This is a genomic window from Halomonas sp. IOP_14 (assembly GCF_021021315.1).
Classification (GTDB): Bacteria; Pseudomonadota; Gammaproteobacteria; order Pseudomonadales; family Halomonadaceae; genus Vreelandella; species Vreelandella titanicae.
This window is the reverse complement of sequence record NZ_JAINWD010000010.1, coordinates 67,843-79,989: the sequence shown is the minus strand read 5'-3', so window position 1 is coordinate 79,989 and position 12,147 is coordinate 67,843. Positions and strand designations below refer to the sequence as shown.

The 12,147-nt window shown below is 55.6% G+C and carries 10 protein-coding genes and 6 tRNA genes; 5 read left to right on the top strand and 11 right to left on the bottom strand.

Annotated features, from left to right (window positions below):
* Positions 1-2 precede the first annotated feature (2 nt).
* From K7H09_RS10155 to K7H09_RS10105, 11 genes are all read right to left on the bottom strand, one after another.
* Entirely contained in the window at positions 3-563 is a 561-nt protein-coding gene (locus K7H09_RS10155) for a nitroreductase family protein (RefSeq protein ID WP_039860150.1), read from the bottom strand.
* Between the two features lie 76 nt (positions 564-639).
* Positions 640-1,473: an NADPH-dependent 7-cyano-7-deazaguanine reductase QueF gene (gene queF, locus K7H09_RS10150; RefSeq protein WP_041157887.1), complete on the bottom strand. Its 834-nt coding sequence runs from the start codon at positions 1,471-1,473 to the stop codon at positions 640-642.
* Between the two features lie 38 nt (positions 1,474-1,511).
* Positions 1,512-2,285, bottom strand: a complete 774-nt coding sequence (locus tag K7H09_RS10145) for an ABC transporter permease (protein WP_027959666.1) — start codon at positions 2,283-2,285, stop codon at positions 1,512-1,514.
* Positions 2,282-3,250, bottom strand: a complete 969-nt coding sequence (locus K7H09_RS10140; RefSeq protein WP_022520404.1) for an ABC transporter ATP-binding protein — start codon at positions 3,248-3,250, stop codon at positions 2,282-2,284. The genes K7H09_RS10145 and K7H09_RS10140 overlap by 4 nt, the downstream gene beginning before the upstream one ends.
* Positions 3,251-3,642: 392 nt before the next feature.
* On the bottom strand, positions 3,643-5,034 hold the full coding sequence (locus tag K7H09_RS10135) for an NAD-dependent succinate-semialdehyde dehydrogenase (protein WP_027959667.1): 1,392 nt from the start codon (positions 5,032-5,034) through the stop codon (positions 3,643-3,645).
* 904 nt (positions 5,035-5,938) lie between these two features.
* Positions 5,939-6,013, bottom strand: a tRNA-Gly gene (locus tag K7H09_RS10130).
* A gap of 20 nt (positions 6,014-6,033) precedes the next feature.
* Positions 6,034-6,109: transfer RNA gene (locus K7H09_RS10125), tRNA-Glu, on the bottom strand.
* Between the two features lie 88 nt (positions 6,110-6,197).
* Positions 6,198-6,272 (bottom strand) — tRNA-Gly (locus tag K7H09_RS10120).
* Positions 6,273-6,313: 41 nt separating this feature from the next.
* Positions 6,314-6,389: transfer RNA gene (locus K7H09_RS10115), tRNA-Glu, on the bottom strand.
* Between the two features lie 21 nt (positions 6,390-6,410).
* Positions 6,411-6,485 (bottom strand) — tRNA-Gly (locus tag K7H09_RS10110).
* Between the two features lie 54 nt (positions 6,486-6,539).
* Positions 6,540-6,615, bottom strand: a tRNA-Glu gene (locus K7H09_RS10105).
* A 333-nt stretch (positions 6,616-6,948) separates the two neighbouring features.
* Between K7H09_RS10105 and K7H09_RS10100 the strand changes: the two genes are divergently transcribed.
* The 5 genes from K7H09_RS10100 to msrB all read left to right on the top strand — a co-directional run bounded on the left by K7H09_RS10100 (position 6,949) and on the right by msrB (position 12,055).
* Positions 6,949-8,052: a TRAP transporter substrate-binding protein gene (locus tag K7H09_RS10100; RefSeq protein WP_230804566.1), complete on the top strand. Its 1,104-nt coding sequence runs from the start codon at positions 6,949-6,951 to the stop codon at positions 8,050-8,052.
* A gap of 1 nt (position 8,053) precedes the next feature.
* Complete coding sequence (locus K7H09_RS10095) at positions 8,054-8,563, top strand: TRAP transporter small permease subunit (RefSeq protein WP_230804565.1); 510 nt, start codon at positions 8,054-8,056, stop codon at positions 8,561-8,563.
* A gap of 3 nt (positions 8,564-8,566) precedes the next feature.
* Entirely contained in the window at positions 8,567-9,892 is a 1,326-nt protein-coding gene (locus K7H09_RS10090; RefSeq protein ID WP_009288054.1) for a TRAP transporter large permease, read from the top strand.
* Positions 9,893-9,932: 40 nt separating this feature from the next.
* Positions 9,933-11,519 (top strand): gamma-glutamyltransferase family protein, encoded by a 1,587-nt coding sequence (locus K7H09_RS10085; RefSeq protein ID WP_230804564.1) that lies wholly within the window; start codon positions 9,933-9,935, stop codon positions 11,517-11,519.
* A gap of 137 nt (positions 11,520-11,656) precedes the next feature.
* Positions 11,657-12,055, top strand: coding sequence for a peptide-methionine (R)-S-oxide reductase MsrB (gene msrB, locus K7H09_RS10080; protein WP_022520408.1), 399 nt, complete (start codon positions 11,657-11,659; stop codon positions 12,053-12,055).
* Positions 12,056-12,147: the final 92 nt, after the last annotated feature.

Here is a 12,147-nt window from a genome sequence, read left to right as displayed (position 1 = left end):
CGCTAGTCCCAACGCTCCACGAAGTCAGCAACATTATGCTGTGGTACCGGTTTATGGCGCCCCCCCAGGGTGCCCAGGTAGATAAACGCGACGACTTCGTCATCTTCATCCAGATTCAGCCCTTTGCGAACTACGGGGTCGAAAGCGTACTTGCCGCTGCGCCACATTGCCCCCAACCCCAAGGCGTGGGCGGCTAGCAGTATGCCGTGGGCGGCGCACCCGGCGGAGATCACCTGCTCCATTTTGGGTACTTTTTCAAGTTTGGGCGTGACCTTGGCGATCACGGCGATAATCATCGGCGCCCGCAGCGGCTTTTTGCGCGCCGAGTTGAGCGTTTCGTCATCGGCACTAGGATCCTCCTGAAACTCCGCCTCGGCGAATAGCTCGCCCAAGCGTTCTCGCCCTTCCCCGCTAAACTCGATAAAGCGCCAGGGGCGCAGCTCTTTATGATCCGGGGCACGTAGCGCGGCCTGATAAATGGCGCTGAGCTGTTCGCCGCTGGGCGCTGGCTCCATCAGCTTGCCCATTGAGCTACGCTCGTGAAGCAGCGTGAGTGCGTCCATTGATGACTCCAAGTCCAATTGTGTGAGGCTACTTTAGCACCATCATTTATAGCATTGTCATTTATAACATTGCCGCTTACTGCCTTGCTAGGCGCAGTGGCGTGGGGGGCGTTAACCCTGGGGTTGCGCGCCAGGGGCTGATATCTAACCCGCCGCGCCGCACATAACGCGCCAGTACCAGCAGCTGCGTAGGCTTTGCCTGGGCCATTAAATCGCAGAAAATATGCTCAACGCAGTGCTCGTGAAAATCCTGGTGCTGGCGAAACCCAATCAGGTAACGCAGCAGCCCTTCGCGGTCGATTTTCGGGCCTTTATAGCGAATCAGCACGCTGCCCCAGTCTGGCTGGCCGGTAACCGGGCAGTTGGATTTGAGCAGGTGGGAGTAGAGCGTCTCCTCGACGACCTCTTCCCCTACCGTGAGGTGGTCACTGCTAGGCGTATAGTCGCTTACTGCGATATCTAAATCGTCCAGGCATTCGCCCGGCAAGAGCTGTGGTGAAAGCTCTGAAGCATCCACATCAAACAGCTCGACACTCACCTCAGCCCCTGCCGCAACAGCAAGGTCATGGGCAAGCGTTTCCATCACTTCCTGACGACTATAGAAACGGGTTTGGTTGAAGCTATTGAGGTAGAGCTTCCAGGATTTGGACTCAATCAGATTGGGTGAGGCTGCTGGCAAGCGAAAGCGCGCCACGGCCACAATAGGCTTACCGCGGCTGTTCAGCCAGGAGACTTCAAAGGCGTGCCACTCATCTTCCCCCACAAACGGCAGAGCCCCCTCTTCGATCCCCAGCGGCACTCGATTAGCCGCGCGGGGAATGGGATATAACAGCCCCGCGTCATACTGCTCAGGGTAAGCGGAATCGCGCCCTAACGGCGCGTGCTCTAACGTGTCTGGGCGGTGTGCCATTGTATAAAAGCTCTCTCTTCTCAATCGGATTGATGCGTCTAGCTGCGGATACCTTTGCCGCGCTCTAACATCGCCAGTGCAATACTAAACAACACAATGATAAAGGCAAAAATGGCAGCGAGCGCCCAGCCAACGGGAATATCCGACACACCTAAGAAGCCATAACGGAAAACGTTGACCATGTACAAAATTGGATTGAGCATGGAAACACCCTGCCAGAAGTCAGGCAACATTGAGATCGAGTAGAACACCCCACCCAAATAGGTCAGCGGCGTAAGGATAAACGTCGGCACGATAGAAATATCGTCGAACTTATTGGCCAGTAACGCATTAATAAAGCCGCCAATAGAGAACAGCGCAGACGTGAGCACTACGACTAATACCGTGAGCAGCGGGTGTTCCATGGTTAGGCGGGTAAAGAACAGTGAAACGACCGTCACAATCAGCCCGACGCCCAACCCACGTGCCATACCGCCTAAAATAAAGCCGGCCAGTATCACCCAATTGGGCATGGGCGAAACCATCATCTCTTCGATCGAACGCTGAAACTTATTGGAGAAGAAACTCGACGCCACGTTGGAGTAGCTGTTGGTAATCACCGACATCATGATCAGCCCTGGAACAATAAAGTCCATGTAGCTGAAGCCGTCCATGTCACCAATCCGCGAACCGATTAGGTTGCCGAAGATAATAAAGTACATCGCCATGGTGATAGAGGGAGGCAGCAGCGTTTGTGGCCAAATGCGGGTGAAACGTTTGATCTCTTTTAGCACCAGCGTCCACAGGGCAATCAATGTTTGCGTAGCATTCATACGCGTTCCTCCGTCTTCTCAACACGCTGGTCTATCGCCCCTAGCCCACTACCTTCCACCATCGACACAAACATCTCCTCTAAGCGGTTAGCACGATTACGCATGGAAACCACCTGGATGCCCTGCTCACTCAACGCCTTGAAGACATCGTTTAAACGTTGCCCGCGATGCACCACGAGTGATAGCTGAGTAGACTCCAGCTGTTTTATCTCAAACCCGTCTATCTTGGGTATGTCTGTAATGGCTTCGGAGGTATCAATTAGGAAGGTCTCGGTATTCAGCTCAGCCAGCAGGCCTCGCACGCTAGTGTTCCGCACAATGTCGCCATTATTGATAATCGCCACATTACGGCACAGGCTCTCAGCCTCTTCCAGGTAGTGCGTCGTCAGGATGATGGTGGTGCCTTCGTCTTGGTTAATCCGCCGCATGTACTCCCACATACTGCGCCGCAGTTCGATATCCACCCCGGCGGTTGGCTCATCCAGAATCAGCAGTTTGGGGCGATGCATCAGCGCTCGAGCGATCATCAGGCGGCGTTTCATTCCACCTGACAGCATGCGCGCGCTGCCGTTGCGCTTTTCCCATAGGCCCAGATCGGTCAGTAGCTGTTTAGCTCGGGGCAAAGCCTCGCGACTGGTCATGCCGTAGTAACCTGCCTGGGCCAGTACGATATCGAGCACTTTCTCAAATTGATTGAAGTTGAACTCTTGAGGCACTACGCCTAGCTGGTACTTGGCTTTAGCGAAGTCTTTATCCACATCAATGCCGAATATGGAGACCTTGCCCGCCGTCTTTTGCACCAGCGAGCAGACCACCCCCAAGGTGGTGGACTTGCCGGCGCCATTGGGGCCCAACAAAGCAAAAAAATCGCCCTGCTGGACGTCGAGATCAATACCTTTGAGCGCCTGAAAGCCGTTGCCATACACTTTGGTAAGGCCACGGATCGACAATGCCGGTTCGGCCATGAACATGTCCTGTCAGCAAAATAAGAAGAGAAGGAGAAACATTAGGGCGCAAACGACTTTTTTCAAGGTGGGCAATCGAGCCGAACGCCAGACACGCAAAAAAAGACGCCCAGCAAATAGCTGATGCATCAGGGAAGAAATTGAAACTAGAAGCGCTTTGAGTGGGAAAGGAGGCTTTTGCAGTCAGCGCTCCCCCTCAATAAGGTTCTCAATAATACTGTAGCCGTACTTTAGCTCGTCGACCCTGCGGAGTGCAAGACCACCAGTCACATGCCCCTAAGAGTCGTTTAGAGCATGTTTCAAAACCTTGAAAACATGCTGTGACCGATAACCCCACTTCGTGCGTACTGGCAAGAAAATTCACATTAACAATGCACTCCCGAGCATGACGATCAGAACTGACCGTCGATGTCGGTAACTCCAATCAACTTGTGGTTGACGAATTCCTTCAGCCCGAGGCCGATCAACTCGCGGCCATAGCCGGAGCGACGAACGCCGCCGAAAGGCAAGTCGGCCTTCACTGCCGTTGGGTGATTGATGTAAACCATACCGGTGGATATCTGAGCCGCCACCTGGCGACCTCGCTCAATGTTCTGCGTGAACACTGATCCGCCTAATCCAAAGGGAGAATCGTTGGCGATCTCGATGGCTTCGGACTCACCCTTGGCTCTGAACACCAGAGATACCGGACCAAAGAACTCCCAGTAGTAGGCAGGGTTATCCTTCGTCAAGTCCGTCAACAGCACGGGCTGCACGAATGCACCGCGCTCGGGTATTGCGGCACCGATTACGGTCGCCGTAGCACCATGCTTAATTGCATCTTCCACTTGCTTTTGGATATCATCCGCTGCGCTCTGAGACGACAAAGGCGCCAATGTCGTCGTCGGATCCATGGGATCCCCCGCCTTGAGTACGGCGACGCTGGCTTTGTACTTCTCCAGGAAGGCGTCATAAACCTCCTCGACGACGATGATCCGCTTGGACGAACAGCACACCTGCCCAGCGTTCCAGTGGCGGCCGAACACGGCCCATTTCACCGCCTTGTCGATGTCGGCATCATCCAGCACCACAAACGCGTCGGCGCCGCCCAACTCCATCGTTGACTTCTTCAGCGCCTTGCCAGCCTGTGCAGCCACCACCGCGCCAGCTCCTTCAGAACCGGTCAAAGCGACACCGTGAACGCGTGGATCGTTAATGATGGTTTCCAGCTGTTCGCGCGTTGCATAGAGATTCTTGAATCCGCCAACCGGCAAGCCAGCGTCAAGCATCAGCTTCTCGAAAAGCGCAGCCGATTGCGGAACGTTGGATGCATGCTTGAGCACGACCACGTTACCGGCGGCAAGCTGAGGAGCGATGATGCGGGCGATCTGATAATAGGGGAAGTTCCACGGCTCTATCGCAAGGATAATGCCCAGCGGCTCGTGTACCAGCCAGGCCTCGGTCACCACCGGATCCTTGGACGGCAGTTTCTCAGGTGCCAGCTGCCGCTCGGCGCTCTCGACATAGTACTCGAAGATCGCAGCTGACAGCTCGACCTCCGCCTGCGCCTCGCCCAGCAGCTTGCCCATCTCCAGGGTCAGCAGTTTCGCATACTCCTCGCTATTGGCTCGCAACAAGTCGGCAGCTTTCTGCAGGATAGCGATCCGCTGCTGGATGGGGGTGCTCTTCCAGTTGCCGAATGCTGCATCGCCGCGATCCAGCGCCAGAGCGACCTCTGCATCGGTTGCGCTGGGAAAATTTTTGATTGTCTCCCCAGTATAGGGATTGGTCGTTGCATAAGCCATTCTTTTAACCCTCCGTTACTCGGGTTATCTGTGTGCATCAGGTCAGCGCGCAGGTCCCCCAAAATCACTGTGAAAAGAAACGATTACCCTGGACTACCCCCTCTCCAGCAGACATCCCCGTCCTATGCCTGCAGTTTTGATATTCATCGACATGGTGGCGGACACAAATTGGTGAGCAGAGCAGCTCGTCGATGACGGCCTGACCCTCACGGTGGCACACCACCAATCGAGTCGATACCGTATGCCTCAGCCTCGGTGAGTCAAAGCGCCCGGCAGCTGCCTGCGATCGTCGGCCATCGAAGCCTCACTGCATGTGGGAATAAAAGTCAGCGCGCACATTGGTCATCGCGATCTGAGTGGTAGATGTACCCACGACCATGCACCGCTGGGTCACCATCATAGCCAAGGTTAAGCATTTGTATATTGTCATGGATCATGTCTGCGTGCGCTTCCGTTGTGAACGCACACAGTCGCAATAGCCGCCGTACCTCAGTGGAGGCCGCCGCTGACGGTAATAAGTAAGTGAGAGCGTTAGTTACTGGCTTATCTTCAAATTAATAAGATTCCTAACCGCCAACATGGAAGCCACAAGCTTCACATGATCTTGAACGACGATGATAACCTGACAGGCGGGAGTACTGGCGAACCAGCTGAGTTTGGGCTAAAAACCAAAGCAGATCAGCCCACGGCCATCCACGACCTTTAGTCAGAGCCCTATTGTGCTGAAAGCCACTGACTCAGTATCAGCAAAAAGAACCTAGACCAAGACTGCATATAAAGCAGTGAGATCGGAGAAGTTTGGGATAATAGAAGCTTAGCGGAGAAGGTGAGCTATAGGGCTGGCATGTCGCAGGACTGGCATTCCAGTTCCCGACTTTGGCGTAGCTACCTGATACTGCTTACATGGAGCGGGAAAGGAGATTCGAACTCCCGACCCTCGCCTTGGCAAGGCGATGCTCTACCACTGAGCTATTCCCGCAACGCAAACAACATACTAGATGGCGTCCCATAGGGGGTTCGAACCCCTGTTACCGCCGTGAAAGGGCGGTGTCCTAGGCCACTAGACGAATGGGACTAAATCAAACCTGGAGCGGGAAAGGAAATCGACCGGGCTGGCGTTCCAGCTCCCGACCCATCGCTTACCGATCCGGTACTACTAAAACTGGAGCGGGAAAGGAGATTCGAACTCCCGACCCTCGCCTTGGCAAGGCGATGCTCTACCACTGAGCTATTCCCGCTTATAGAACACTTACTTAGCTTTTACCTAACTTACCGGAAGTGGCGTCCCATAGGGGGTTCGAACCCCTGTTACCGCCGTGAAAGGGCGGTGTCCGAGACCACTAGACGAATGGGACACTATTAAGCACTTTAATGCTTGGAGCGGGAAAGGAGATTCGAACTCCCGACCCTCGCCTTGGCAAGGCGATGCTCTACCACTGAGCTATTCCCGCATTCCGATAACCCTGACGACCGCTTACTCTAGCTCTAGAAAGAAAAAGAATAAGTGGCGTCCCATAGGGGGTTCGAACCCCTGTTACCGCCGTGAAAGGGCGGTGTCCTAGACCACTAGACGAATGGGACGTTGCATTGCCTCGTCGAGGTGGCGCGTATGTTACTCAGACCTTATTGAGCTGTCAAGCTCCCTGCCATCACCAAACTAACTGGCCCGCTTTCAATCACCTACCTCTACGTCCAACTTTTGCAAAGTCCGTATGCACACCGAGGGTGCCCTGGGCACTCATTCAGCGCCATAACGGTGCAAACGGTTATTTTTCTTACACTTAACCTTTTCATTAGAGACCGACAAAACCCTTAAAAATCTTTTATTTAAAATAAAATCGATTTTTATGGCACACCCCTTGCTACTTCTTTGTGTTCCCTGGCTGACCAATTCCACCATTAATGAGGTGTGCTATGTCCTTATCCCGTCGCAAGTTTCTCACCACAGCTGCCGTCTCCTCCACGGCAGGCCTTGTATTGGGCGCCCCGTCTATCGCCCGTGCGCAGTCCGCTGAGAGCTTCAACTGGCGTATGACCAATGCTTACCCGCCCGGCTCGCCCTTTTACGTGGCAGGCCCTGGCAGCCCCACTGACGTGATCGCCAAAATCAACGCCATGTCCGGCGGACGACTCAATATTCAGCATTTTTCATCCGGCGAGCTGATCCCAGCCTTTGAAGGCTTTGAAACCGTTCAAAGCGGCACCATCGAGATGAATGCCGCCAATAGTTACTTCTGGTCAGGCACCACCTTTGCCGCTCAGTACTTCACTACTGTTCCATTTGGTATGAGCTTTATGGGCCATATGGCGTGGCTTTACCACGGCGGCGGCTTGGAGCTTTGGCACGAAGTGTATGAGCCCTACGGCATGGTCGCCTTCCCGCTGAACAATACCGGCGTGCAAATGACCGGCTGGTTCCGCGAACCGATCGAGGACATTAGCCAGCTCAACGGGCTGCGCATGCGCGTTCCTGGCTTGGCGGGCCAGGTTTACTCTTCGCTTGGCGTGGATGCCCGTGTACTGCCCGGTGGTGAAATCTTCCCCGCGCTGGAGCGTGGCGTGATTGATGCAGCTGAATTCGTAGGCCCCTTCCAAGACCGTCGCATGGGCCTGCATAACGCCGCCAAGTTCTACCACACTACAGGCTGGCACGAACCCTCGACCACGGGCGAACTGCTTATCTCGAAAACCCACTGGGATAGTCTGCCAGAAGATCTGCAGATGATTGTCAAAACCGCCTGTATGGCCGCCTGCTTAGAGAGTGTGACTTGGTCTGAAGCGGTCAATGGCGAAGCCATGACAGATCTAGTGGAGAACGAAGGCGTCACTGCCAGCATGCTTCCCGCACCCGTTATCGATGCGCTGCACGAAGCCACTCAAGATACCCTGGCAACAGAGGCCAACGCCGACCCTCTGGTACGCAAAGTGCACGATAGCTACATGGCGTTTAAAGCCAATCATGACCGCTGGGCGGGCGCCAGTGAGCGTGCCTGGTTAAACGACATTATCGGAGTCTGATATGCGCGCCGTGGCATTTTTTGTCCACGGAGTTGAGGCGGTGGTTCGGCTATTTGGCTGGATCGCCGCCTGGACCTGCGTGGTTTTAGTCGGACTCGTCGCTGGCGACGTATTGATGCGCTATGTGTTCAGCATTGGCGCGATATGGCTGCAGGAGCTGCAGTGGCACTTGATCTCACCTATTGCACTGTTTGGCATGTCGTATTTGCTATTGATGGGCGAGCAGGTGCGCGTCGATGTTTTCTACGAGCGCTTCCCTGTAGGCCTGCAACGGGTGATTGAAGTGATCGGCGGACTCTTGCTGCTGGTGATGGGGCTGTATATCGCCTGGCTGACGCTGCCCTGGATCGCCCAGTCGTTCGCCCGCGGCGAGGCGTCGCCCAACCCCGGTGGCATGCCTCTGCGCTGGCTTCTCAAATCTCTGATCCCATTCGGCTTTCTCCTTCTCGCGCTGCAAGGGCTGGCCCACGCGCTGCGTCAGGCTTTCGCCCTACCCACACGAGGTGAATAACGCATGTCTCCCAATGAATGGCTCGCGATCGGCATGATCGTGGCTTTTTTTGTGTTCCTGCTGATAGGTATTCCGGTCGGTATCAGTATCGCGGCGACGGCCTTTTTCTTTGGCTACGTTGGCTTTGGGCCAATGCTGTTTAATCTGCTGCCATCACGTATTTACGGCGTAGTGACCAATTACACCTTTATGGCCATACCGCTATTTGTGTTTATGGGGGTGATGCTGGAGAAGTCGAAGCTGGCAGAGGAGTTGATCGATGTCATCGGCCACTTGTTCGGCGGCATTTCAGGCGGCATGGGCGTGGCGATCATCCTCGTGGGAGTGCTGTTAGGCGCCGCCACAGGCATTGTGGGCGCCACTATCGTTACCCTTGGCCTGCTCACGCTACCGACGCTGCTACGCCGCGGTTACCCTAAAACCCTGGCCACCGGGATGATCTGCGCATCCGGCACCCTGGGGCAGATTATTCCGCCCAGCCTGGTGCTGATTCTGCTCGCGGAAATTCTGGGTGAATCAGTCGGTACGATGTTCGCCGCCGCCATGGTGCCGGGACTAACCCTGGCGGCGGTGTATATTATTGCCATTCTGGTGATCGCCAAGCTCTACCCCAACTTAATGCCGCCTATTCCTGCCGAGGAGCGTGCAGAAATGGGCCGGGGTCAGTTGATACGCAAAGTGATTACCGTGGTAGGCCCGCCAGTGGGGTTGGTGTTTGCGGTATTAGGGTCGATTATTGGCGGCATTGCCGCGCCTACTGAAGCAGCCTCAATGGGTGCGCTAGGAGCATTGCTAATTGTAGCCTGCTCGGGGCGATTAACCTTTGCGCTACTCAAAGAAGTTGCCAAGGCCACGCTGGTGATCTCGGCCATGGTGTTCTTTATTTTGATCAGCGCCCAGGTATTTGGCCTGGCATTTCGCGGATTGGGCGGCGAGCATTTGGTTGCCCGTATGTTCGACTGGGTGCCCGGCGGCGAATTAGGCGCGATGCTATTCATGCTGCTGCTGATGTTTGTGCTGGGTTTCTTCCTGGAGTGGATTGAGATCAGCTATATTGCCCTACCGTTATTTTTACCCTTCTTTGTGCAGATGGGCGTCGATATGGTGTGGCTGGGCATTCTGGTGGGGCTGGTGCTACAAACGTCGTTTCTTACCCCACCCTTTGGCTGGTCGCTGTTTTTCCTCAAGGGTGTAGCGCCGAAAGAAGTCTCGACGCTGGATATTTATAAAGGCGCCCTACCGTTTATCGGCTTACAGTTTGTCGCCGTCGCGCTGGTCTTTATCTTTCCCAGCATTGCTACCTGGTTGCCCGAAGCAATTGGCTGGTAACGATCTGCCTTAGCATTTATTTAACAATAAGGATTCAAAGATGCTCCACACCCAACGTAGTTACGGCGGCAGCTGCGTCGCTCCTCATCACCTAGCTGCCAGTGCCGGGCGAGATGTGCTTAAACAGGGTGGTAACGCGGTGGAAGCCATGGTCGCAGCCGCCGCGGCCATTGCGGTGGTCTACCCGCATATGAACGCCCTGGGTGGCGATGGCTTCTGGTTAATTCATGAACCGGGCAAAGCGCCCATTGCCATTGACGCCTGCGGCCCTGCGGCGGGGCTTGCCAGCACAGACTTCTACGCCGGTGAAACGCAGATTCCCGAGCGCGGCCCCAAAGCCGCCCTCACCATGGCCGGTACCATTGGCGGCTGGCATGAAGCGCTGAACGTGGCGTCGGCATGGGGCAAGCAGTTGCCTCTCACCACACTACTGGCTGACGCCATTCATCATGCCGAGGGGGGTATTGCGGTCTCCCAGAGCCAGGAAGCGCTTACCGCCAAACACCTTGAGCGTTTAACCCAAAGCCCAGGCTTTAGTGACACCCTGCTGCTTAACGGCCAGGTACCCCGTGAAGGCGAACGGCTGCGCCAGCCGCGCTTGGCCACGACACTTAAGCGCTTGGCGGAAGCGGGATTGGATGATTTCTACCGCGGCGAGTTGGCCGCCAGCATGGCGCGAGATTTAGAGGCGGTAGGCAGCCCACTGCGCCTGGCAGACTTTCACGCCTACCGCGCCCAGCGAGTCACACCGCTGGAAGTAACGCTTCAGGATGCCACGCTCTATAACCTGCCTGCGCCGACCCAAGGCATGGCCTCGTTAATGATTTTAGGTATCTACGAGCGCCTAAAAGCCGCCGAGCCCAACGGTTTTGGCCACCTGCATGGCCTGATTGAGGCCACCAAACGCGCCTTTATCCTGCGCGACCAAAACATCACTGACCCCGGCCGTGTGCCAACACCGCTGCAAGATTTGCTCAGCGAAGAGAACATTGGCTTAGAAGCGGCTCAGATCGACCCGCAGCACGCCCTACCCTGGCCCCACGAACCAGCGCCAGGCGATACCATTTGGATGGGCACCGTGGATAGCGAAGGACGTTCGGTGAGCTTTATTCAGAGCATCTACTGGGAGTTTGGTAGTGGCGTGGTGCTGCCAGAAAGCGGCGTGCTATGGCAAAACCGCGGCATCAGCTTCTCGCTTAACCCCGACGACCTGCGCGGCTTAGCCCCTGGACGTAAACCTTTCCACACTCTTAACCCGGCGCTTGCCAAGTTTAACGATGGCCGCACCATGGTTTACGGCACTATGGGCGGTGAAGGCCAGCCGCAAACCCAGGCAGCGGTATTTTCGCGCTACGCGCTGCATGGCATGCCGCTGCAGCAGGCGATTACGGCCCCCCGCTGGCTGCTGGGGCGCACCTGGGGCGAAACCAGCACTAACTTGAAACTCGAAGCGCGTTTTGACGACACCCTAGTCACCGCCCTGGCAACGGCAGGCCACGATGTGGAAGTGCTGCCCGAGGCATTCAGTGACACCATGGGCCATGCAGGCGGTATTGTGCACCATCCGGATGGGTTGATAGAGAGCGCCCACGACCCGCGCAGTAACGGCGGCGCGGCTAGCGTATAGCGCTTACACTGGCACAGCGATGTATAATCGCCCATGCTGAAACTCATGATGATCAAGTGGTGTCACTAGGCTAGTGAGTCCAAACAACACTTGGCCTCAGCGATGTAAGCGCAATGCATAAGGGAGAGGAACAGAGCATGGCGAAAATAGAAAAATCCCCTGACGAGTGGCAACAGCAGCTAACCCCAGAGCAGTACCGCGTAGCACGTGAGAAAGGCACAGAACGCCCATTCACTGGCGATTATCAGGTGCGTGATGCGCAGGGTATTTACCACTGCGTCTGCTGTCATGCGCCGCTGTTTGAGAATGAGCACAAATTCGATGCTGGCTGCGGTTGGCCAAGCTTTGATCGGCCACTGGGTAGCCGCTGCGTTGAGGAGCATACGGATACCACTCACGGCATGCAGCGCACGGAGGTAGTTTGTTCCCACTGCGATGCTCATCTGGGCCATGTGTTCCCCGACGGCCCACCGGAGACTACTGGGTTGCGCTACTGCATTAACTCAGTGTCGTTGGAATTTCACCCCGACGAGTAATCGCTGATAAATCCTCTCAAGGAAACCCAGCAAGGCGGGCGCCATCTGCTAGAATGGCAGCCCGCTTTTTTGTGCCGCTATTTTGTACTTGC